The organism is Rhizobium rhizoryzae (genome assembly GCF_011046895.1).
Classification (GTDB): domain Bacteria; phylum Pseudomonadota; class Alphaproteobacteria; order Rhizobiales; family Rhizobiaceae; genus Neorhizobium; species Neorhizobium rhizoryzae.
The window spans coordinates 2,712,676-2,735,739 of the sequence record NZ_CP049250.1; the positions used below are offsets into that span (position 1 = coordinate 2,712,676).

At 57.7% G+C, this 23,064-nt stretch carries 18 protein-coding genes; 7 read left to right on the plus strand and 11 right to left on the minus strand.

What is annotated here, in order from left to right:
- Positions 1-64: 64 nt before the first annotated feature.
- Positions 65-1,000 (plus strand): DMT family transporter, encoded by a 936-nt coding sequence (locus tag G6N80_RS18905; RefSeq protein ID WP_165136050.1) that lies wholly within the window; start codon positions 65-67, stop codon positions 998-1,000.
- 67 nt (positions 1,001-1,067) lie between these two features.
- Positions 1,068-1,397, plus strand: coding sequence for a heat shock protein HspQ (hspQ, locus tag G6N80_RS18910; RefSeq protein WP_062554528.1), 330 nt, complete (start codon positions 1,068-1,070; stop codon positions 1,395-1,397).
- Positions 1,398-1,471: 74 nt separating this feature from the next.
- Here the strand turns inward: hspQ and G6N80_RS18915 are convergent, their stop codons facing one another.
- The gene (locus G6N80_RS18915) at positions 1,472-2,107 is read right to left on the minus strand and encodes an invasion associated locus B family protein (protein ID WP_062554529.1); all 636 of its coding nucleotides are present in this window, start codon (positions 2,105-2,107) and stop codon (positions 1,472-1,474) included.
- Between the two features lie 261 nt (positions 2,108-2,368).
- Between G6N80_RS18915 and G6N80_RS18920 the strand changes: the two genes are divergently transcribed.
- From G6N80_RS18920 to G6N80_RS18930, 3 genes are read left to right on the plus strand one after another with little or no spacing between them, the layout of a single operon-like run.
- Positions 2,369-4,180 (plus strand): extracellular solute-binding protein, encoded by a 1,812-nt coding sequence (locus G6N80_RS18920; protein ID WP_165136052.1) that lies wholly within the window; start codon positions 2,369-2,371, stop codon positions 4,178-4,180.
- Positions 4,181-4,212: 32 nt separating this feature from the next.
- The gene (locus tag G6N80_RS18925) at positions 4,213-4,884 is read left to right on the plus strand and encodes a DsbA family oxidoreductase (RefSeq protein WP_165136054.1); all 672 of its coding nucleotides are present in this window, start codon (positions 4,213-4,215) and stop codon (positions 4,882-4,884) included.
- A 55-nt stretch (positions 4,885-4,939) separates the two neighbouring features.
- A complete protein-coding gene (locus G6N80_RS18930; RefSeq protein ID WP_062554531.1) occupies positions 4,940-5,875 on the plus strand; it encodes a DMT family transporter in 936 nt (311 codons plus the stop codon).
- A gap of 13 nt (positions 5,876-5,888) precedes the next feature.
- Here the strand turns inward: G6N80_RS18930 and mfd are convergent, their stop codons facing one another.
- Positions 5,889-9,404, minus strand: coding sequence for a transcription-repair coupling factor (gene mfd, locus G6N80_RS18935; RefSeq protein ID WP_165136056.1), 3,516 nt, complete (start codon positions 9,402-9,404; stop codon positions 5,889-5,891).
- On the minus strand, positions 9,401-9,730 hold the full coding sequence (locus G6N80_RS18940; RefSeq protein WP_062554533.1) for a succinate dehydrogenase assembly factor 2: 330 nt from the start codon (positions 9,728-9,730) through the stop codon (positions 9,401-9,403). The genes mfd and G6N80_RS18940 overlap by 4 nt, the downstream gene beginning before the upstream one ends.
- A gap of 93 nt (positions 9,731-9,823) precedes the next feature.
- On the opposite strand from G6N80_RS18940, the gene recG reads away from it, so the two are divergent.
- Both recG and G6N80_RS18950 read left to right on the plus strand, forming a co-directional pair.
- Positions 9,824-11,929, plus strand: a complete 2,106-nt coding sequence (gene recG, locus G6N80_RS18945; RefSeq protein ID WP_062554534.1) for an ATP-dependent DNA helicase RecG — start codon at positions 9,824-9,826, stop codon at positions 11,927-11,929.
- Between the two features lie 80 nt (positions 11,930-12,009).
- Positions 12,010-12,327: a hypothetical protein gene (locus tag G6N80_RS18950; protein WP_165136058.1), complete on the plus strand. Its 318-nt coding sequence runs from the start codon at positions 12,010-12,012 to the stop codon at positions 12,325-12,327.
- A gap of 62 nt (positions 12,328-12,389) precedes the next feature.
- Here G6N80_RS18950 and G6N80_RS18955 read toward each other — a convergent pair whose 3' ends face one another.
- The 8 genes from G6N80_RS18955 to G6N80_RS18990 all read right to left on the minus strand — a co-directional run bounded on the left by G6N80_RS18955 (position 12,390) and on the right by G6N80_RS18990 (position 22,928).
- Entirely contained in the window at positions 12,390-13,871 is a 1,482-nt protein-coding gene (locus G6N80_RS18955) for an esterase-like activity of phytase family protein (protein ID WP_165136060.1), read from the minus strand.
- A 132-nt stretch (positions 13,872-14,003) separates the two neighbouring features.
- Positions 14,004-14,663 carry a DUF502 domain-containing protein gene (locus G6N80_RS18960; RefSeq protein ID WP_062554537.1) on the minus strand — a complete coding sequence of 220 codons (660 nt, stop codon included), beginning with the start codon at positions 14,661-14,663 and terminating at the stop codon, positions 14,004-14,006.
- A gap of 126 nt (positions 14,664-14,789) precedes the next feature.
- Positions 14,790-16,616, minus strand: coding sequence for a glutamine--fructose-6-phosphate transaminase (isomerizing) (glmS, locus tag G6N80_RS18965; RefSeq protein ID WP_165136062.1), 1,827 nt, complete (start codon positions 16,614-16,616; stop codon positions 14,790-14,792).
- A 106-nt stretch (positions 16,617-16,722) separates the two neighbouring features.
- A complete protein-coding gene (gene glmU, locus G6N80_RS18970; RefSeq protein ID WP_165136064.1) occupies positions 16,723-18,084 on the minus strand; it encodes a bifunctional UDP-N-acetylglucosamine diphosphorylase/glucosamine-1-phosphate N-acetyltransferase GlmU in 1,362 nt (453 codons plus the stop codon).
- A gap of 163 nt (positions 18,085-18,247) precedes the next feature.
- Positions 18,248-19,321 (minus strand): BMP family ABC transporter substrate-binding protein, encoded by a 1,074-nt coding sequence (locus G6N80_RS18975; protein WP_062554540.1) that lies wholly within the window; start codon positions 19,319-19,321, stop codon positions 18,248-18,250.
- A gap of 45 nt (positions 19,322-19,366) precedes the next feature.
- Positions 19,367-20,281 carry an ABC transporter permease gene (locus tag G6N80_RS18980; RefSeq protein ID WP_165136066.1) on the minus strand — a complete coding sequence of 305 codons (915 nt, stop codon included), beginning with the start codon at positions 20,279-20,281 and terminating at the stop codon, positions 19,367-19,369.
- A gap of 3 nt (positions 20,282-20,284) precedes the next feature.
- A complete protein-coding gene (locus G6N80_RS18985; RefSeq protein WP_062554542.1) occupies positions 20,285-21,376 on the minus strand; it encodes an ABC transporter permease in 1,092 nt (363 codons plus the stop codon).
- The gene (locus tag G6N80_RS18990) at positions 21,366-22,928 is read right to left on the minus strand and encodes an ABC transporter ATP-binding protein (RefSeq protein WP_165137196.1); all 1,563 of its coding nucleotides are present in this window, start codon (positions 22,926-22,928) and stop codon (positions 21,366-21,368) included. Before G6N80_RS18990 ends, G6N80_RS18985 begins: the two co-directional genes overlap by 11 nt.
- Positions 22,929-23,064 lie beyond the last annotated feature (136 nt).

The window sequence follows — 23,064 nt, forward strand, 5'->3', positions numbered from 1 at the left end:
GCTTGCATTCTTGGTCACTTAAATCGGTTGGGCAGCGCCAGACAGTCAGTTCCCGGCGCATTCAATGACCCCCACAGCTACGACACGGCCTCCCGCGACCTCCGATTGGGTCCTTTTTCTCCTTGCTCCGGTTTTCTTTTCCAGCAACATCATCTTCGGGCGCGGAATTCTGGGTGAAATCGGCCCGTTCATTACCGCGTTCATCCGCTGGTTCGGCGCGGCTCTGCTGATCCTTCCTTTTGTATGGCATGACCGATCGGCGGGCATTGCGTTTGTGCGCAGGCATACCGGTTATTGGTTGATGCTTGGCATTCTCGGCATGGGCATCTGCGGTGGCGTTGTTTACTGGGCGCTCACAGCGACATCCGCATCGAATGCCACCTTGATCTACACGACGTCATCACTCTTCATCATCCTGTTCCAATGGCTATTTCAGAGCCGAAAGCTGATGGTGCGAGAGATACTTGGCATGATCATAGCCTTCGCCGGAGTCGCCGCTATCGTACTTCACGGCGATCTCGGAGCCCTGCTCCGTCTCACGTTCAATGTCGGCGATTTTGGAATTCTGGTCGCAGCGATTGCCTTTGCACTCTATTCACTGCTGCTTCGGAAACCCGCGGCTACCGAAGTCGGCCCATTATCCTTGTTCTTCCTGCTCGCTCTGTCGGGTGCGGCTTGCCTGTTCCCACTCGCGATCATTGACTATCTATCGGGCGGGCTGTTGCCTCACACCAGGATCGCGTGGCTCAAGCTTGCTGGCATCATCGCTTTCGCTTCGTTGGCTGCGTTCTATTGCTTCCAGCACGCCGTGCGCGTCTTCGGAGCCGCAAAAGCGGGTATCACGCTTTATCTGATGCCTCCGATATCCATCATCATGGCCGTGCTTTTCCTGGGCGAAGAATTCCACACCTATCACGCCATTGGAATCGTTCTTGTCACCGGAGGCGTCGTTCTTGCGACACTGCCTCAGCGACGGCCTCATGCCTCCGGGACACGTTGAAGAAAGATTCAGGTCTTGATGTCAGATTTATGAATTCCCACATCTACTGGGAAAGGAAGTCTGAACCATGAAACAACGCAGCGCAAAGTTTACGATCGGGGAAGTCGTCCGTCACAAGGTCTTTCCGTTCCGGGGAGTTGTGTTCGACGTGGATCCCGAATTCGCGAATACCGAAGAGTGGTGGAATGCGATCCCGGCTGAAATTCGTCCGCACAAGGATCAGCCATTCTACCATTTGCTGGCAGAAAACGACGAGACAGCCTATGTGGCCTACGTCTCGGAGCAAAATCTTGTCCACGACGACAGCGGCGTTCCCTTGAAGAATCCGCAGGTCGAACAGGTATTCGAGGTCGCGCCGACCGGTCAATTCAAGCCCAAGGCCATGATGGCGCACTGATACGCACAGCGTAGAATCAAAAAGGGGATGCCGGATGGCATCCCCTTTTTCGGATAAACTTGTATGGACCGGCCTTACTGGCCGGTCTTGGCAGCGTTCTGGGCGTCCTCAAGCTTCTTACGCGCTTCTTCTGCCTTCTTCTGCATGCTTTCCTGCAGATTGCGCTGGCTCTCTGCCAGTTGCGACTGCGAGATCGGCGCACCATCGAATGCACCGGTAAAGCCGCTCAGTGCGACCTTGATCGGATTCGGAGCGCGACGGAAATTGATGGACGTAAATACGACTTCGCTGCCCTTCTTCAGGCTCGCGATCATGGCGTCGGTCAGAACCACTTCAGCCGTGCAACGGTCCGGGATGCAGAGTACGTAATCGAGCTTCTGGCCCTTGCCGCCATCGATCTGCATCACGACGCCAGGCTGAATGAGGCGAGCGGACGGAACGGAGACCTGAAGGATCTTGCGGTTGACCTTACCCTCGACGGTGATGAGGCCGACAGCCGTGATCAGCTGGCCGTTCTGCGAGAGGAGAACGTTCTGGACGGCGCAGACATCGCTGTCGTCCTGCTTGTCGCAGGTCTTGAACCAGCCAAGTGGCGGAGCGCCAGCCGGTGCGGCACCATCTTGCGCCAGTGCTGCTACTGGCGCTGCGCCGAATGAAAGTGCGAGGGCGGACATGGCAGTCCGCAGAACCTTGTTTGCCTTAAGCATCATACCGAGATCCGTCTCCTGAAAGCGGTTGTGAGAAGCAGCTGTGCCGCTTCATGCCGGGTGCGGTGTCGCTCCACTGTCGTTCAAATGAGGCATTTGAATGACCCACCCGATTTGCACCCCTGTTACATCGCGTGGCGGCGGATATCCAGCATTAGTTTTGCGAAACTACACGGCATATTGATCTTTTAGGTCCGCCGATTGAAGTCATTGCGAGCTATAGGCTAGGCTCGCAGCGAATCGACTTTGACAGGACGTAAGACCATGCGCCGTTTGACCACGCTTTCCTTTATTTTGCTTGCCTTGGCAGGGGCCGCCCGTGCGGAACCTGTCCATGGCATTGCAATGCACGGAAATCCTGCGCTACCAGCCGACTTCAAGAATTTCCCATACGTCAATCCATCTGTCAAAAAGGGCGGCAAGATCGCTTATGGCGTCGTCGGCACGTACGATAGTCTCAATCCGTTCAATCTGAAGAGCATCCGTACAACCGCGCGGGGGATGTGGGACAACATCTTCGGCAACCTTGTTTACGAGAGCCTGATGGTTCGTTCGTCCGATGAGCCTTTCACGCTCTATGGGTTGCTGGCGGAAAGTGTCGAATGGGATGAGGCGCGGACCTATATCCAGTTCAATCTGAATCCGAAGGCGAAATGGTCCGATGGGCAGCCGGTCACGCCGGAAGACGTCATTTTCAGCATGGAGGTCCTGCGGGACAAGGGCCGCACGCCTTTCAATGCCCGCCTCAATCCCGTCGAGAAAATGGAAAAAATTGGCGAGCGAAGCGTGCGCTTCACGTTCAACAAGCTGGCGGACAGGGAGTTTCCGCTTATCCTCGCCTCTGGCACTCCCATCCTGCCAAAGCACATCATAAACCCTGCAACGTTTGATCAATCCTCGTTGACGATTCTGACGGGTTCCGGTCCCTACAAGGTGAAGACAGTCAATCCCGGCCAGAAGATCGTTTATGAAAGAGATCCGAATTACTGGGGCAAGGACGTCCCTTCCAAGGTCGGGTTCGACAATTACGATGAGTTGTCGGTCGAATATTTCCTTCAGGAAAACACCCTGTTCGAGGCATTCAAGAAGGGTGCAATCGACGTCTACCTGGAAGGCAATCCGACTCACTGGTCACGTGCCTACGACTTTCCGGCAGTGAGCAGCGGCGATGTCATCAAGGACGTGTTCAAGCCGAATGTTCCCTCCGGCATGCTCGGCTTCGTCTTCAATCTTCGGCGCCCTGCCTTCCAGAACGAGCATGTTCGAAAGGCTCTGGCGACGGCATTTGATTTCGAATGGGCCAATCGCAACCTGTTTGACGGCGCTTATACGCGTACGCAGAGCTATTGGCAGAATTCCAGCCTGTCCTCCCTGGGAGAACCAGCGGATCAGAAAGAACTGGCGCTGCTCGGCGACGCAGTGAAGAAGATCCCGAAGAACATCCTTGATGGCAAGACCGAGTTTCCTGCAACGGATGGCTCCGGTGGCGACCGGAAGGTGCTGCGTGATGTGGTAGAAACCCTGAAGAAGGGCGGCTACACCATCAAGGGTGGCAAGATGGTGAATGAGTCCGGCGTGCCAATGGCCTTCGAGATCATGACCCAGAATCAGGACCAGGAAAAAGTCGCCATTTCCTTCCAGAGAACGCTGAAGATGATCGGGGTCGATCTGTCGATCCGCACGGTCGATGATGCGCAGTATCAGAGTCGTTCCGGCAACTTTGATTACGACATCATCATGAAATCCTACCCCTCCTCGCTTTCGCCCGGCATCGAGCAGATTGGCCGGTGGGGAAGTGATTCCAAGGACCGCCAAGGCAGTTTCAACTTTGCCGGTTTGGCCGATCCAGATGTCGACCGCATCATCCAGGCCATGCTGAACGCTCGCTCCCGCGAAGATTTTGAAACTGCGGTACGGGCTTACGACCGCTTGCTGCTTGCCGGCAATTATCTTGTGCCGCTCTATCACATTCCGGAACAATGGGTTGCGCGCTGGAAGTACATAGAGCATAGCGACAAACTTCCGCTTTATGGCTACCAGCTTCCTACCTGGTGGGATGTGCGGGCGCAGAAGTAAGTAACGAACGAACCAACTGACGGATGGCCCTTATGGAACAGCTGACCATTGACCTTGTATCCGATGTGGTTTGCCCATGGTGCTATCTTGGCAAGGCGCGTCTCGAACTCGCGATTGCTGAAGTGCAAGATCAGGTGCAGATCGACATCAACTGGCGTCCCTACCGCCTGAATCCTGACTACCCCGCCGAGGGCGTTGACCAGAAGGCCGCGCTTGAGAAAAAGCTGGGCGGTGCGGAAGCCGTCAAGCGCGCTCACGATATGCTGACAGAACTCGGCCGTGACGTTGGAATCAACTTCAATTTCGAAGCGATCAAAGTCGGACCCAACACATTGAATGCGCATCGCTTGATCCATTGGGCCTCAATGGAGGGTCGCGATGTGCAGGACCGTGTCGTGACGGCTCTGTTCAAGGCGAACTTCGAGGAAGGCCGCAATATCGGCGATACACATGTTCTGCTGAACATCGCTGTTCAGTCCGGCCTCCAGCATGATGTTGTTGCAGCATTGCTGAATTCGAATGCCGACATCGACACTGTTCTTGGCGAGATCGAGGCCGCGCAGAAGATGGGCGTCAACGGGGTTCCCTTCTTCATCATCGAGCAGCAATACGCGGTGAGTGGGGCTCAAACGCCGGATGTGCTGGCCAACGCATTCGTGGACATTGCGAAAGCAAAAGCAGAAGCCCGCGCGAACTTGAATTGACGCCTTTGTAAGAGAAGCCTAATCCGGCAGGACAACACCTGCCGGAATCGCTCCCTTGTCCAGTCAAGATACGACCCTCAAAGGCATTTTCATCGCCTTTCTTTGCTTTGCAGCCTACTCCTTCAGCGATGCTGCCGTGAAACTCGTCGAAGGACGCGTTCCGGCCTTTCAGGCAGGCTTCATTGGAACGGTGGTTGGCTTTGCGGCGGTCCCGTTCCTGCTGAAAAAGGGCGACCGATGGAGCGACATGGTGCGCACCACCAACCGCCCGCTCTGGCTGCTACGCTTTGTCTGCGCCACGATCGGTACTGTCGGCAGTATCATCGCCTTCACCGAACTCTCCATGGCGGAAGCATTCTGTCTGATCTTCCTCCTGCCGTCGTTCGCGACGATCATGTCGGTCATTTTCTTGAAGGAGCGGGTGGGAGCAAAGCGCTGGGCAGCCGTGATTATCGGCTTTATCGGCGTACTCGTCGTCTTGCGACCCGGATTTCGAGAACTGTCTTTCGGTCACCTGACGGCACTCGCTTCAGGCTTCACCGGTGCCGTCTCCGTCATCATCTACCGCAAGCTGGGTCCAAGCGAGAAAAACATCTCGATGTACGGCGCCGGAATTCTCGGCAGTCTCATCATCTGCGCGGTGCTGATGCTGCCTACCCTGATGATGCCAACGGCTTGGGACTTTGTTCTGCTGACAGCCTTCGGACTGCTGGCGGCTGTTGGTACCGTGCTTCTGATGATTGCATCCTACTACGCGCCGGCGGCGATCGTGACCCCGATCCAGTACAGCCAGATGCTATGGGCAATCCTGCTCGGCTACTTTGTGTTTGGCGATTCGGTTGACCGCTGGATGGCGGTGGGTATCGCCCTCATCGTCGGTTCCGGGCTTTTGACGCTCATTCGTGAACGCAAGCGAGGTACCAGCCTGCCGCCGCCGGTCGCAGGACAAAGCGAGGCGGCTCTGGCGGTCAAGCCGGACAACCCGGCCTGACCGCTTTACGCATTCATGCCTGCTTTGCCAGATCCGCGAGTTGAACCATGATCTGCGCTGCCGTGCTGAGGCGCTTTTCCGGTGTCGGTAGATCGCGGTTGAGGAACACGCTGTGATCCGGCCGGATCTTCGCCATGCTGCCCTGTTTCGCGATATAGCCCACCAGTCCAGCCGGATTGGGGAATTGCTTGTCGCGGAACTGCAGGACGACGCCCTTCGGACCAGCTTCCAGCTTTTCGACATTGGCCGTACGGCAGAGCGACTTGATGAAGACGACCTTCAGCAGGTTCTGCACCTCGACTGGCATGGGCCCGAAACGGTCCACCATCTCGGCGCCGAAGCCATCGATTTCCTTCAACTCGGTCAACTCACCAAGACGACGATAAAGACCCATGCGCAGGTGTAGATCCGGCACATAGTTTTCCGGGATCATGACCGTGATGCCGACAGAGATCTGTGGCGACCAACCTGTGTCCAGAATCTCGTCTTCGCCCTTCACCTCGGCCACCGCTTCTTCCAGCATCTGCTGGTAAAGCTCGAAGCCGACTTCCTTGATGTGACCAGACTGCTCTTCGCCCAGAAGATTTCCTGCACCGCGAATATCGAGGTCGTGGCTGGCCAGTTGGAAGCCCGCGCCCAGCGTATCGAGCGACTGCAGAACCTTGAGGCGGCGCTCTGCGGTGGTCGTCAACTGCTTGTTGACCGGCAATGTGAACAGCGCAAAAGCGCGGACCTTTGAACGGCCAACGCGTCCACGCAACTGGTAGAGCTGCGCGAGACCAAACATATCGGCGCGGTGAACGATCAGCGTATTGGCCGTCGGAACGTCCAGGCCGGATTCGACGATGGTTGTCGACAGAAGAACATCATATTTGCCGTCGTAGAACGCGTTCATGATGTCTTCCAACTCGCCCGCTGGCATCTGCCCATGAGCAATCGCCACCTTCAATTCAGGCACATCCGATTGCAGGAAGGCCTGAATATCCGGCAAGTCCGCCAGACGCGGGCAGACATAGAAACTTTGTCCACCGCGATAATGCTCGCGCATCAGAGTTTCGCGGATGACCAAAGGATCAAACGGCGAGATGAAGGTGCGAACCGCCATGCGATCCACCGGCGGTGTGGTGATCAGCGAGAGCTCGCGAACGCCGGTCATGGCCAGTTGCAGTGTGCGCGGGATTGGCGTCGCGGACAGCGTCAGAACGTGAACGTCGCTCTTCAGCTCCTTCAGCTTTTCCTTGTGCTTGACGCCGAAATGCTGCTCCTCGTCGATGATGAGCAGACCGAGATTGGCGAACTTGATGCCGGTGCCGAGCAGCGCATGGGTGCCGACGACGATATCGACCTTGCCCTCGGACAGATCCTTCTTCGTCTGGTTCATCTCCTTTGTGGTCACGAGGCGCGATGCCTGTTCCACCCGGATTGGCAGGCCGCGGAAGCGCTCGCGGAACGTCTTGAAATGCTGCCGGGCGAGCAAGGTGGTCGGCACGACGACGGCCACCTGCGCGCCATTCATGGCGGCGAAGAATGCAGCACGGAGCGCCACTTCCGTCTTGCCGAAGCCGACGTCACCACAGACGAGGCGATCCATCGGGCGACCGGCGGCCAGATCCTCCCGCACGGAATCGATGGCATTCGCCTGATCTTCCGTCTCATCATAGGGGAAGCGTGCGGCGAATTCGTCGTACAGCCCTTCAGGCGTTTCCAAGACCGGTGCTCGGCGCGTGATGCGCGTGGCTGCGAGCTTGATCAGCGCATCGGCCATGTCCAGCAGGCGCTTCTTGAGCTTGGCCTTGCGAGCCTGCCAGGCACCACCGCCCAGTTTATCGAGCTGGGCTTCCGCAGCGTCAGATCCATAACGCGACAGGAGGTCGATATTTTCGACCGGGAGGAAGAGCTTGGCCTGATCGGCATAGTGAAGCTCAAGGCAGGCACGGGGCGCGCCCGCGGCCTCAATCGTGATGAGGCCGACAAAGCGCCCGATGCCGTGTTCGGCATGAACGACCAGAGAGCCTTCATCGAGGCCTGCGACTTCCGAGATGAAGTCCGCGCCACGCTTGCGGCGCTTGGAACGGCGAACCATACGGTCGCCCAAAATATCCTGCTCGCCGATGATGACGAGATCGCCGGTTTCAAAGCCTGCTTCGAGACTGAGGACGGCGGAAGCCGCCTCGCCCTTGTCCAGCCTGCGGAGATCGGCAAGTTTCTCGATCTGCTTGATGCGCTTCAGGCCATGCTCGTCCAGCACCTGGAGAAGCCGATCCAGCGAACCGGCGGACCAACCGGTGATCAGTACTTTCGAGCCCTCGGCGCGTTTGTCGGCAATGTGCTTCACGACGAGATCGAACACGTTTGTCCGTTCGTCACGCGACTGCTGCTCGGCTTCTGCCTGCGCCTTCGCCCACCGCGGACCGGCATGGGCATCGACCGTCACGATCTTGCGGCTCTCGCCCTCGTGCTCATTGAACGGCGTCAGGCGAATGGCGTGGACGGCATCCAGCAGCGCGCCGAAGCCTTTGCCCTCCAGATAAAGCTGGCCGGGCGACAGAGGCTTGTAAGGAGCCGACTGTGCGGCGCCGCCCTTGCCGCCGGTGCCGGACGACTGGCGCGCCTCATAATAATCCAGAATGAGCTTTGAACGCTCCAGCGCAGCTTCACGCGCCGTATGGTCGGTGACGATACGGAAACCGGAAAGATAATCGAATGCTGTTTCCAGCTTCTCATAAAACAGGGGAAGCCAATGCTCCATGCCCGCATAGCGGCGGCCTTCAGACACCGCCTGATAAAGCGCATCGTCACGCGTTGCCGCGCCGAATGTGGAGAGATATGACTTGCGGAAACGGCTGATGGTTTCCGGCGTCAGCGTCACCTCGCTCATCGGGTTCAGATCGAGCGCGCGGGCCTGACCCGTCGTTCGCTGGCTGGCCGGGTCGAAGGTGCGAATGGTTTCCAATGTGTCGCCGAAGAAGTCCAGTCGAACCGGCTCCTCGCTTCCGGGAACGAAGACATCGAGGATGCCGCCGCGAACGGCAAACTCGCCGACTTCGCGCACGGTCGGCACACGGTCGAAGCCGTTTCGCTCCAACCGGGCCGCGATGTCATCCATGCGGATCGTATTGCCGGGCTTGGCCGAGAAGGCGAGGCTTTCAATCACGTCGGCTGGCGCAATTTTCTGCATCATCGCATTGACGGTCACCAGCACGATTGCCGGATGCGGTTTGCGCGCGTGGGCAATCAGGCCAGAGAGAGCGGCGAGACGTCTTGCCGAGGTATCAGCGCTCGGCGAAACACGGTCATAAGGCAGGCAGTCCCAGGCGGGTAGCGTCAGCACCGGGATGTCTGGCGCAACAAAGCCGAGCATCTGCTCGAGGTCCGCCATCCGGTGGCCGTCCGACATGACATAGGCAACCGGCTGCCCTGCCCGGGCCATTTCCGCCAGCAGGACAGGCTCCATGCCCGCCTGCACGTTGGCAACAGTGAACCCTGCCGCCGAAGCGGCCAGTTTTTTCGCATCGAAGCCAGAAATCATGAACGCGGACCGTGCTTCTCAGCGAGGGAGGCAATCGTCACGATATCGAAGTCAGGCCGGTATTTGCAAAGTCGCTCGAACATCGGCGTTTGCAGATGCGCAGGTACGGGATCGGCACCGGTGATCCAACGGTTCAGATCCTGATCCTCTTCGGCCATGATCGTCTCGAATTCATCGAGTTCCTGATCCGAAAGAGAGGCGATTTCATTTTCGGCAAATTGTCCGAACACGAGATCCATTTCGCGAATCCCACGGTGCCAGCACCGATAAAGAATGCGACGACGGCGGGGATCGAGATCAGCGCTGCTGCGCGACAGTCCTGTCATGAGCGTGTACCCTGTTTGTACGCGTCATATAGGCCGAAAACTTCTGCTTGTCAGCCTTGCCAAACATGCATTTTCCAGCGCATTTTCCCGGCCATGCGTCCAGCCCTTCTCGATCCGCTCTTTGCGTCCGTCTCAAGCCTGCCCGGCATCGGCCCAAAACTGGCAGAACTGCTTGCCCGCGTCACCAACCGCGAGGATGCGGATGACTGCCGCGTGGTGGATATCCTCTTCCACGCCCCCTCGTCGTTGATTGATCGCAGAAACCGCCCGGGCATTGCGTTGGCACCGGAAGGCGTGATCGTGACTGTGCAGGGCCATGTCGACCGGCATCAGCCGCCTCCACCGGGCAAGAGCAACATGCCGTATCGCGTGTTCCTGCGCGATGAGACCGGCGAATTGGCGCTGACCTTCTTTAAGGTGAAAGGCAACTGGCTCGAAAAAGCCCTCCCCATCGACGAAGAGATCCTCGTCAGCGGCAAGGTGGACTGGTTCAATGGCCGTGCCTCCATGGTGCATCCGGACCTGATGGTGAAGGCATCCGAAGCGGCCGATATGCCCCTGGTAGAGCCGGTCTATCCCATGACGGCCGGTCTGGTTCCAAAAGTCATTCGCAGGGCCGTAGAGGGGTCGCTTGCACGTCTGCCCAACCTGCCGGAATGGATGGATATTCCGCTTCAGCAGAAACAGGGCTTGCCCTCGACCGCGGATGCCTTCCGCCGCCTGCACGATCCTCGGGATGCAGCCGATCTCGACCCTCAGACGCCTGCGCGCCGCCGTCTGGCCTATGATGAATTTCTGGCGGGCCAGGTTTCTCTGGCGCTTGTTCGTCAGCGCATGCGCAAGGCGGCGGGCCGACCGATCAAGGTACAGGGTAGTTTGCGGGAAGCCATCCGCAAGACCCTGCCCTTTTCGCTGACGAACAGCCAGCAGACGGCAATCTCCGAAATTCTGCAGGACATGGAAAAGCCGGAGCGCATGTTGCGGCTGGTGCAGGGCGATGTCGGCGCGGGCAAGACGCTTGTGGCGCTTATGGCCATGGCTGACGTCGTCGAGGCAGGCGGACAGGCTGTGCTGATGGCGCCGACCGAAATTCTTGCCCGGCAACACCATGCGACGATTTCCCGCTTCGGTGCGGCGGTCGGGCTGAAGGTGGAGGTTCTGACTGGACGGGTAAAGGGCAAGGAGCGCGACGAGGTTCTGAGCCGGATTGCCTCCGGGGAGGCGCAGATCATCATCGGCACCCATGCGCTGTTTCAGGACGCCATTATCTATCACGACCTCATGCTGGCAGTGGTGGACGAGCAGCACCGCTTTGGTGTTCACCAGCGTTTGCGGCTAACGGCCAAAGGCGCCAACCCGCATCTTCTCGTCATGACAGCAACACCAATCCCGCGCACACTGGTACTCGCAGCCTTCGGCGACATGGATGTCTCCAAACTGACGGAGAAGCCAGCGGGTCGCAAGCCGATCCAGACCGTGACGGTGCCGACGGAGCGGACAGACGAGATCGTAGCACGTTTGCGCGCCGCCATCGCCGACGGCAAGAAAGCGTATTGGATCTGCCCTCTCGTTGAGGAATCGGATCTTTCCGAACTGATGTCGGCAGAAGAGCGACACGCGGTTCTTGCAAAGGCACTGGGTCCCAAGGTGGGTCTTGTTCATGGGCGGATGACCGGTCCGGAAAAGGATGCGGTTATGGCGGCCTTCAAGGCCGGGGAACTGCGAATGCTTGTCGCAACGACCGTTGTCGAAGTTGGCGTCGACGTTCCCGATGCAACGATCATGGTCATCGAGCATGCGGAACGGTTCGGCCTTGCGCAACTGCATCAGTTGCGCGGGCGCGTTGGTCGTGGCGACGAGGCTTCAACCTGTATTTTGCTCTACAAGGGACCGCTTAGCGAAACTGGTCGGGCGCGCCTTTCCATTTTGCGAGACAGCGAAGATGGGTTCTTGATCGCGGAGGAGGATCTAAAACTTCGTGGCGAAGGCGAATTGCTGGGAACGCGGCAATCCGGCACACCCGGCTTTCGTATCGCAAGCCTTGAGGCCCATGGCGACCTGCTGGAAATCGCCCGCAAGGATGCGACCTACATCCTGGAACGAGATCCGGAACTGACGAGTGAGCGCGGGCAAGCGCTTCGCGTTCTGCTCTACCTGCATCGGCGCGATGAGGCGATCCGATATCTGCGGGCTGGATAGCGGCAATTATCATGGCGTGTTGTTCATAATAAATTCAACCTCAAGAAGTACCTTAAGTCGTCAAACTTGAGGATTGAATTATGTCAAATGGCTTTCAGGTTAATTTTTCCGTTTCCGACTTTCAGGCAGGCGCCTCTTCATTCGAGGTGCCTGTCACCCCAACTTCGGTTATCAGCGCCTATCGGTTACTTGTAGAGAATGTAAGTGGAGGGGTAGCAACGCTGAACATTCAGTTCTGGAAGGGCGACAAAGTCGCAGGACAAGAAACCCTCACTATCGATGCGTCCAATCCACCCGGAAACACTCTCTCCGTCCCATCCGGCGTCGATAAGGCAGTTGGCACTTTCGGAGCAATCAGTTTCCCGATGGGAACCGTGGTTGTTTCCGTCAGCTCCTGAGATCCGTAACTGTTGCGAGAGCAAGAGACAGGACGGGCAATCCCCTCCTGTCTCAGTTGATATTAATGCTTCACGCCCGGAAGTGTGACGCGGAAGACCTGGAACATGGTATCGACGTCCGCGCCATCTGCAGCCTTGTAGGCGGCACCGACCTGATAACCGTCCTGTGTCAGGAAGTCGTTGTCGTTGGCAACGAACAGGAAGTAATCATCCGGCGCATTGGCATCGAGCGCGCTTGCGATGCTCATCGCTTCCCATTTTTCCGAAAGATTGTTCTTATCGTTCGGGGCGCCATTGTGCAGCCCGAAGCGATCGAGCTCAGCACTGTCGTTCAGATCGATGAAAGGCGTGAGCGTGGCAGGCTTGACCGAAGCATCGACAACGCCCTTGGGAGCCACCGGCTTGTCAGCATCAAAACTGGTGTTGGCAATGTCCGTTGCGTTAGACAGATCGACGGCAACGATCTTGCGGTACACCGACGTATCGCCCTTCAGTCCCTGACCGTTATTGCTGTCACGGGCCAGCATGAGGAAGGCCTTGTCGGACAGGGCGACGATTTCACTCTGCGCGGCAACGGCCACTTTACCCTTGTTATCAAAGGTGGGTAGCGGCACGACGTATTCGTGCAGCAGTTTTAGATTGTCGATGTCAGCGGCATCATACACCAACGCACGCGTATTCATGCGGGTCTGGCCGGAATCGCCACCATCCTGACGTGCCGCAGACTGAAGAACAGCAATCACGAACTTACCGTCCGGAGTCATCGACATGCCTTCGAGGCCCTGGTTGTTCTGGCGCCCGGTGTCCGGATCCTTGGGATCAGGCTTCTTGCCGTCTGCATCGACGTTATTGGAAGAGAAGTTCACCTCGCCCTTGCGCATCGGCAACAGTGCTTTCGGCGGCTGCATAGCCGAGACCATCTTACCATCTGCGGTGAAGTGGTAGATGTAGGGACCATATTCATCACTGATCAGGAATGAGCCATCCTTCAGACGAACAATCGCTTCAGGATCGAGTGCAATCTTGCCCATGCGCGCCTGCGGGAGAAGCGGTAGCTTGCCGGATGCCGGGCGCGTTCCGGATTCAGGATCAAGCCCCGTCATGTTCTTCCCCTGATCGTCCGTCAGAAGGATTGTATCAGCGAGTTTTGCCTCCAGACCCTTCTGCTGCTTCTCGGCAGGTACGGCGCCGGCTGCGGGGGTCAGGCGGAATTCGATCCGGTTCAGGCGGTCATTGTAATCCGTGGTCCCTTCGACGTTGTAGCCACGATCCGGAAGCAGCCAGAGCGCTCCGGTATAAGCATCTCCGTCCTTCTTCCATGCGGTCGGATCAATCGCCATACCCGAACCCGACCCGAAGGTTTCGTTGAACTTGTCTTTCTGGTTCGCGGGGATACGACCAACGGCGACGAGACCCTTGGTGGAAATGGTGATACCGGCTGCTGATACCGAGCCTTCAGCATGGACTGCGAATGGCATCGCAAATACAGAGGCTGCCAGTGCAAGGCTGGCGCAACGGCGTGCAAACGTGGATGGAGACTTCATGAGAACAATCCTTTGAGGTGGAGAACCCATGTCTGCCCTGCGCTGCGCCTGTCGATCTGGCGCAAAGTTGAACATGGTGTGATCGCCGATTGTATCTATGAGCGATTGATGACAGTCCGATGAAGCTTACGCTCAGTTCACGACTGGCCTTGGCGTCCACTCCGGCGCGATAAGCCCCCCGGAAATCAGCAGCTTGGCCGCATCTTCAGGCGACATGTCCAGAATGATCAACTTTTCCTTCGGCACGAACATCAGGAAACCCGCGGTTGGTACAGGCGTCGGTGGCAGGAACACAGCAATCATTTCCTGTCCCATTTCGTTAAAGCGATGTGCCAGTTCGCCTTGCGCTTCCGTCGCGATGAAGACCAGCGCCCAGGTTCCAGGTGAAGGGAACTCAACAAGACCGACCTTCTTGAACGAGGTCGACTGATCCTTGAGCACAGTTTCGAAAATCTGCTTCAGGCTCTTATAGAGCGTACGCACCAAGGGCGTGCGGTTCAGGATCGACTCGCCAAAATTGACGATCGACCGACCAATGAGGTTTTTGACCAGAAACCCGATCACGGTGATCAGAATCATCGCGATGAGCAGGCCAAGGCCCGGAATGGTGATGTCGAAATAGTACTGAGGATTGTAACGCTGTGGAATGTAGGGTGTTACCCAGCTGTCTGCCCAATCGATGAAAGCAAAGGTCAGCCAGATCGTGATGGCCAATGGCGCACAAATGATCAGACCGGTCAGGAAGTTATTCCGAAGCCGACCGGCGAGCGTTATGCGTTCCGGGCTTTCCATCCACTACTTCCAAGAATCATGCTGCACTGCCGTTGAAGGCGGGTGAACCCGGACAATGCCGGACCTCTCCCCGCCTCGCAAGTGCGTATCGATTAATATTTGGCAAGGCTGAAACCTTGCTCCCGGTCACTCGACGGTGACCGATTTTGCCAGATTGCGGGGCTGGTCGACATCGGTGCCCATGAAGACGGCCGTGTGATAGGCGAGCAACTGGATAGGCAGGGCGAATATCATCGGGGCGATGACTTCATCCACGTTCGGCAGCACGATCGTTGCCATGGTGGCGAGTTTTGATGCAGCAGCGCCCTTTTCATCGGTGATGAAGATGATCTTGCCGCCGCGTGCTGCGACCTCCTGCATGTTTGAAACCGTCTTTTCGAAGAAGCGGTCATGTGGAGCGATAACGATCACCGGCATGTGCTCGTCGATCAGGGCGATCGGGCCGTGCTTCAACTCTCCAGCGGCATAACCTTCCGCATGGATATAGGAGATTTCCTTGAGCTTCAGAGCGCCTTCCATCGCCAGCGGATAGCTGGTGCCGCGGCCCAGATAGAGCACATCCTTGAAGCGCGAGAGATCCCGCGAAAGCTGCTCGATTTGTGGCTGGATGAGGTTCAGCACCTTGCTCATGATGCGCGGCATCTCGATGAGATGGCGAACAAGCTCCTTTTCCTGCGCCTCGGTCAAGATGCCTCTTGCGCGGCCCGCCTGAATTGAAAGCGCGGCCAGTACGGCGAGCTGGCAGGTGAAGGCTTTCGTCGAAGCCACGCCGATTTCCGGCCCGGCGAGAATCGGGAAAATTGCGTCTGCTTCACGCGCAATCGTCGATTCCTTCACATTGACGACGGCGCCAATCGGCAGGCCTTCTTCCTTGCAGTAGCGCAGAGAGGCAAGCGTGTCGGCGGTTTCCCCCGATTGGGAGATGAAGAGCGCGGCCTGATCTTTCGACAGCGGAATATCGCGATAGCGGAATTCCGATGCCACATCGATTTCCACCGGCAAGCGCGCATAGCGTTCGAACCAGTACTTGCCGACGAGACCGGACAGATAGGCGGTGCCGCAGGCAGAGATGGCAAGGCTGCGGAGCTTTGCAAAGTCGATCGCCTCGGCCTTCTGTTTGATGGAGCCGGAGGCGAAATCGACATAGTGGCTGAGCGCGTGAGAAATGATCTCCGGCTGCTCGTAGATTTCCTTTTCCATGAAGTGGCGGTGGTTACCCTTGTCCACCATCAGGGCAGCCGCTTGCGAGATCTGGATCGGGCGCTCGACCGGCTTGCCCGCAAAATCGGTGATCGTCACGCCATTGGCGGTCAGAACCGCACAATCGCCATCGACCAGATAGGTGATCTGGTTTGTGAATGGTGCGAGCGCGATGGCATCCGAGCCCAGGAACATTTCGCCGCGACCATGGCCAACCGCAAGCGGAGGGCCAAAGCGCGCCGAGAGGATCGTACCCGGATCATCCTGAAACATCACAACCAGCGCATAAGCGCCGGTAACGCGGTTCAACATGGCCAGCATCGCATCGCGATGCCCCATCCCCTCACGTGTGAACTTTGCCAGAAGATGCGCGACAACCTCGGTATCCGTCTGGCTGGTGAAAACGGCACCTTCTGCCGTCAGTTCATCGCGCAGTTCTGAAAAGTTCTCGATGATGCCGTTGTGGACGACCGCCACGCCTTCAACGAAATGCGGATGGGCATTGGTTTCGTTTGGAACGCCATGCGTCGCCCAGCGCGTGTGGGCAATACCGATGGTGCCGGGCAGCGGTTCCCCGGCAAGTTTCTTCTCAAGATTGAAAAGCTTGCCTTCTGCGCGGCGGCGATCCATCGCGCCATCGTGGATCGTGGCAACACCTGCGGAATCATAGCCGCGATATTCCAGCCGCCGCAGCGCATCAACCAAACGCTCTGCAACGGGCTCCTTGCCAACGATGCCAACAATTCCGCACATGAAAACCTCTTCCGATAACTGCGAGCGCGCAATCTCTATCGCACTGCACGCAAGGCGCAATGAGAGCGCCGGTCAAATTCAATTTCTTACAGTAACCGACAAAGTGTTACTGACCTGCCTTCTTCGCGGCCTTGAACGCAAGCGCGCGCTCGCGCACCTGCTTTGCGCGGTCAGGCTTCACTTCCTGCCTTGCGCGTCCGAAGGCAAGCGCATCATCCGGCACGTTTTCAGTGATGACGCTGCCAGATGCCACATAGGCGCCATTGCCGATCGAGACCGGCGCGACGAGTGCCGAATTCGAGCCAATAAACGCGTTCTCGCCAATGCGTGTCTCGTGCTTGTTTATGCCATCGTAATTGCAGGTAATCGTTCCCGCGCCGATGTTCGAACCAGCGCCGATAGATGCGTCACCGATGTAGGTCAGGTGGTTAACCTTCGCACCCTCGCCGATTGTCGCCTTCTTCACTTCGCAGAAATTGCCAACCTTCGAATCCGGTCCAAGATCTGCACCGGGTCGCAGGCGTGCAAAAGGACCGACCGTCGCACCTGACGCTACGTGAGCTCCCTCCAGATGCGAGAAGGCGTGGATGACAGCGCCGCTTTCCACGGTAACGCCGGGACCGAAAACGACATTCGGCTCTACCAGAACGTCCTGTTGGAGCACCGTATCGAAGGCGAGGAAGACGGTTTCCGGCGCAATCATCGAGACGCCCGACAGCATAATTTCGTGACGGCGGCGGTTCTGCCAGCTGGCTTCCAGCAACGCCAGTTCCGCCCTCGTGTTGCAGCCGGCCAGTTCTGCTTCCGGCGCATCCACTGCCACGACCTTCGCTCCGTCGGCTCGGGCGATCTCAACAAGATCCGTCAGATAATACTCGCCTTTGGCATTCTTGTTGTCGATCTTCTCCAGCCAGCCAAGCGCCCTGGCCCCGTTAATGACCATCAGGCCGCTGTTGCAACGGGTGACTTTACGCTCCTCCTCCGTCGCGTCTTTATGTTCGCGAATCGCGACAAGCTGACCATCTTCGACAAGAAGCCGACCATATCCTGTGGGATCGGCAGCCTCAAAGCCGATCACGACAAGATCGGCGCCTGAGCTCAGAAGTGACCGTGCGTTCTGGAAAGTTTCCGATCGAACCAGCGGAACATCACCATAGGTCACAAGTACTTCGTCGAAACCCTTGGCGATGGCATCCCGCGCCATCAGGACGGCATGACCTGTGCCCTTGCGCTCTGTCTGCAGGACGGTGGAGACCGCCATTCCCTCGACTGCCCCAGCTTTTGCCACCGCATCCGCATCGCGGCCCAGCACCAGCACGGCATCCTTGATCTCCGCATCCCTTACCGCTCGCATGACATGCGAGATCATCGGTAATCCGGCGATCGGATGCAGCACCTTGGACATTGATGACTTCATGCGCGTGCTATCGCCAGCGGCGAGAATGACAGCGAGACAGGTGCGGGCCATACGACTCTCCATGTAAATTCGAGCCGCTTTTAGCAGCGTTTCGATTAACAGGCCAAGAACGTCAGTGTTGGGCTGCTTCAAGTTCTGTTTCGAAATATGTCGAAACGAAAAAGCCGCCTGCCATGAAGGCAAGCGGCTCATCAAATCAACGTTCTGACAAAGCTTACTTCGGAAGCTTGTCGTCAACGCCTTCGATGTAGAAGTTCATGCCCAGCAGCGTGCCGTCATCAGCCTTTTCGCCAGCCTTCAGCCAGGCAGAGCCGTCCTGCTTGTTGATCGGGCCGGTGAAGGGATGCAGTTCGCCAGACTTGATCTTGGCTTCCGTCTCTTCCGCCATTGCCTTCACATCGTCCGGCATGTTGGTGTAGGGCGCCATGGTCAAGATGCCGTCTTTCAGGCCATCCCAGATCTGCTCCGACTTCCAGGTTCCATCCAGAAGAGCCTTGGTGCGCTTGATGTAGTAGGCGCCCCAGGTGTCGACGATTGCAGTTAGCTGTGTCTTCGGACCGGCAGCGATCATGTCAGACGCCTGACCGAATGCCATGATGCCGCGTTCGGCAGCAACCTGCATGGGAGCAGTCGTATCCGTGTGCTGCGTCAGAATATCAACGCCCTGATCGATCAGAGCCTTTGCGGCATCGGCTTCCTTGCCTGGATCGAACCAGGTGTTGGCCCAGACGACCTTCAGCTTGAAGTTCGGGTTGACCGACTTCGCGCCAAGCTCGAAAGCGTTGATGCCCATCACCACTTCCGGGATCGGGAAGGAAGCGATGTAGCCTGCGACGCCCTTCTTGGACATCTTGGCAGCGATCTGGCCCTGAATATAACGGCCTTCGTAGAAGCGCGAGTTATAGGTTGCGAGGTTCGGTGCAGCCTTGAAGCCGGTCGCATGCTCGAACTTTACCTTCGGAAACTTCTCGGCAACCTTCACGGTCGCGTCCATGAAGCCGAAAGACGTCGTGAAGATCATCGCACAGCCGGAACGGGCCATACGTTCGATCGCGCGCTCGGCATCCGGACCTTCCGGAACGCTTTCCAGGTATGGCGTTTCGATCTTGTCGCCAAAGGACTTCTGCAATTGCTGACGGCCGATGTCATGCGCCTGGGTCCAGCCGCCATCTGTCTTGGTGCCGACATAGACGAAGCAGACCTTGGTCTTTTCCTGAGCCTGGGCGCCACTGGACAGACCGCCGAGTGCGGCTGCCGTTGCGGCAAGTGCGATAATGAGCTTCTTCATATTCAACCCCTGTTTGGCATGAAGCTTCGTTGTACGGTTACCGTTTCACCGATCGGGAACGAAAGGTTTCCCAAGCGATGCTGGCGTATTGATGAGCGTCGTGCGGCGATTATGCGAGATGATGATCAGCACGACAATAGTGACTGCGTAAGGCAGCATGGACAAAAACTGCGACGGCACGCCAATGCCGAACGCCTGTGCATGCAACTGAAGGATGCCGACAGCGCCGAAAATATAGCCGCCTGCAAAGACGCGCCACGGCCGCCATGAGGCGAAGACCACGAGCGCCAGAGCAATCCAACCGCGACCGGCGGACATATTCTCCACCCATTGCGGCGTATAGACGAGAGAAAGCTGCGCACCGGCGAGACCCGCGCAGGCGCCACCGAACATGACCGCGAGGTAGCGTGTGCGAATGACGTTGATGCCAAGCGCATGAGCGGAACCATGGTTATCGCCAATCGCACGCATCTTGAGGCCGGTGCGGCTTTTGAACAGAAACCAGTTCACACCGATAATGAGAGCGATGCTGAGGTAGAAGGTAATGTCCTGCTTGAACAGCAGCGGCCCGACGAAGGGAATATCCGACAGAACCGGGAACACGATTGGCTGCAATTTCACGCCCGGTATCCCCACGAAGGATTCGCCGATCTGGCCAGAGAGCCCAAGACCGAGAATCGTCAGGGCGAGACCTGTAGCGACCTGATTGGTCACGAGCGTGAGCGTGAGGAAGCCGAAGAGCAGCGAAAACAGAGCACCGCCAAGAATCCCGCACAACACGCCGAGCAGCGGGGAACCTGTGAGATAGGATCCGGCAAAGGCGCAGACCGCGCCCATGATCATCATGCCCTCGACGCCGAGATTGAGTACGCCGGCGCGTTCCGTCACGAGTTCGCCGATCGCGGCAATGACCAGTGGTGTTGCAGCGGTGATGATGGTGAGAAGGATAGCCTCAATCATGGATCACGACCTCCCCTCAGCGGCAGCCCGATCCGAGCTAAAAATGATGCGGATGCGATACAGAATCAGCGTATCGCAGGACAGGACAAAGAACAGCAGCAGCCCCTGGAAGACGCGTGTTACCTTGTCGGACACGCCGATGGATAGCTGTGCCGCCTCACCGCCGAGATAGGTAAGCGCAAGAATGAAGCCGGACACGATGATGCCAAGCGGGTTCAAGCGCCCCAGGAATGCAACGATGATGGCCGTAAAGCCATAGCCCGGAGAAATGCTTGGCTGGAGGTGATTGATCGATCCGGAGACTTCCGAGATTCCGGCAAGTCCGGCGAAGGCACCGGAGAGCATCATCGAGAACCACACCATTCGACGGGACGAAAAGCCCGCAAAGCGCCCTGCCCGTTCGGAGCGTCCCAGCACGGTTACTTCAAAGCCCTTCAGCATGTAACGCATCATGAACCAGACGCCGACTGCAGCGATAAGCGCGAAGACGATGGCCCAATGAGCGCGACCACTTTCGAGCAGTTCCGGCAATACGGCTTCCTTGGCGAAGCTGATTGTCTGCGGAAAGTTGAAGCCTTTCGGATCACGCCACGGACCGCGCACCAGCCAGTCCAGAAACAGCTGGGCGATGTAGACCAGCATGAGGCTGACCAGGATTTCATTCGTGTTGAAACGCGTCTTGAGAAGAGCGGGAATTGCAGCGAACAATGCGCCGCCGATCGCTCCCATGATCAGCATCAAAGGCAAAACTAGCGGCGAATGCCACTGCGGCACAAGAACCGGCAGGATGGAACCGACAATTGCACCGATGGTGAACTGGCCTTCCGCGCCGATATTCCAGTTATTGGACCGGTAGCAGACCGACAATCCGACGGCGATCAGGATGAGAGGTGCTGCCTTGATGGCCAGTTCATGCAAGGACCAGACTTCCAGCAGCGGCTCGATGAAAAACGCATACAGTGCATGACCCGGATTCTTGCCCAGCATCCAGAACATCAGTGCGCCGAACAGAAGCGTAAGAGCCAGCGCCAGCAGTGGAGAGACGATCTGGAACAGGGCGGAAGCGCTGGCGCGCTTTTCAAGCTCAATGCGCATGGGCAGTCTCCCCGCCATGTGTCGAATCATGGATACCGCCCATGAGGAGGCCGATCTTTTCCAGAGTCAGCTCGCCCGCAGGGAAAGGCTGCGAAAGCCGACCTTCGGAGATAACCGCAATATTGTTCGCAACTTCAAAGATTTCGTCCAGATCCTGACTGATGACCACGACGGCAGAACCAGACCGCGCGAGATCGATTAAGGCTTGGCGGATACGGCTTGCCGCACCGGCATCGACGCCCCAGGTGGGTTGATTGACGATGAGGATCGACGGCTGGCGATCCAGCTCACGACCGATGATGAATTTCTGGAGATTGCCACCAGACAAGGAAGCTGCCGCCGGGTCGTCGCCGCTTTTGCGCACATCCATCATATCGCAGATGCGCTTTGCAGCGGAACGAATTGTCTCATGCCGGATGACCGAGGCAAAGCCGCCAGCAAGAAATGCCGTCCGGTCGGACTGGCTTCGCGACAGTAGAAGATTGTCGGACAGGGACATATCCGAAACGGCTGCATGGCCATGGCGTTCTTCAGGAACGAAGCCTGCCCCAAGCATACGGCGGCCATTGATGCCAAGGCGCCCCACCGGCTTGTCACGCATGCGGATCGTCTCCGCGTCGGCAACCGGATATTCGCCCGAAAGCGCATCAAACAACTCGCCTTGGCCGTTACCAGCAACGCCGGCAATCGCCAGAACCTCACCTGCGCGAACACGAAGGGAAACATCCTTCAGCGTCACGGCAAACGGCGTTCGTGCAGGCACATTCAGGCGGCGAACATCGACCAGCGTGGCTCCGAGAGCATTTGCATCGGCGCGATGAACAGCGGCAACCTCCGACCCCACCATCATGCGGGCGAGCGATGCCGGCGTTTCCTGACGCGGATCGCAGGCACCCGTAACCTTGCCATGGCGCAGAACGGTTGCGCGATCGCAGATGCGCTGAACCTCCTCAAGGCGGTGGCTGATGTAGAGTACGGACCGTCCTTCAGCCTTCAACTTGAAGAGTGTCTCGAAAAGCTTGTCCGCCTCCTGCGGCGTCAGGACCGAGGTTGGCTCATCCAGAATGATAAGCTTGGGATTTTGCAGAAGCGCGCGAACGATCTCGATACGCTGGCGCTCGCCAACGGAAAGATCGGCGACATGCGAGCTCGGATCCAGCGGCAGGCCGTAGGCGCGGGAAAGCGCCGCAGCTTCTTCCGCAATTTTGGCAAGGGGAATCTTTGGATCGAGCGATAGCGCAATATTCTCGGCAACCGTCAGTGCTTCAAACAGCGAAAAATGCTGGAACACCATGCCGATACCAAGCGAACGCGCATGGCCGGGTGATGTGACTGTTTGTGGCTTGCCGGTCCAGACGATCTCGCCTGCGCTTGGCTGCAAAACGCCGAAGAGCATTTTGACGAGCGTGGATTTGCCCGCGCCGTTCTCACCAAGAAGCGCATGAATTTCGCCGGGCGCTATCGTCAGATCAATGCCGTTGTTTGCGGCGAAGCTGCCGAAATATTTCGTCAAGCCTCGAACCTGAAGAAGCGGCACCGCTTCCTTGTCGATTGTTTCAGTCACTCGTATCCCCTCACACGTTCAGCCATGCCGCCTTCTTCCGAGGCGATTATCACAGCGACGTGCCGCAAGTTTTCCAGCGATGCTGGACGGCCCTCAATTGATACAAGTTTTGTTGCTGCGCACA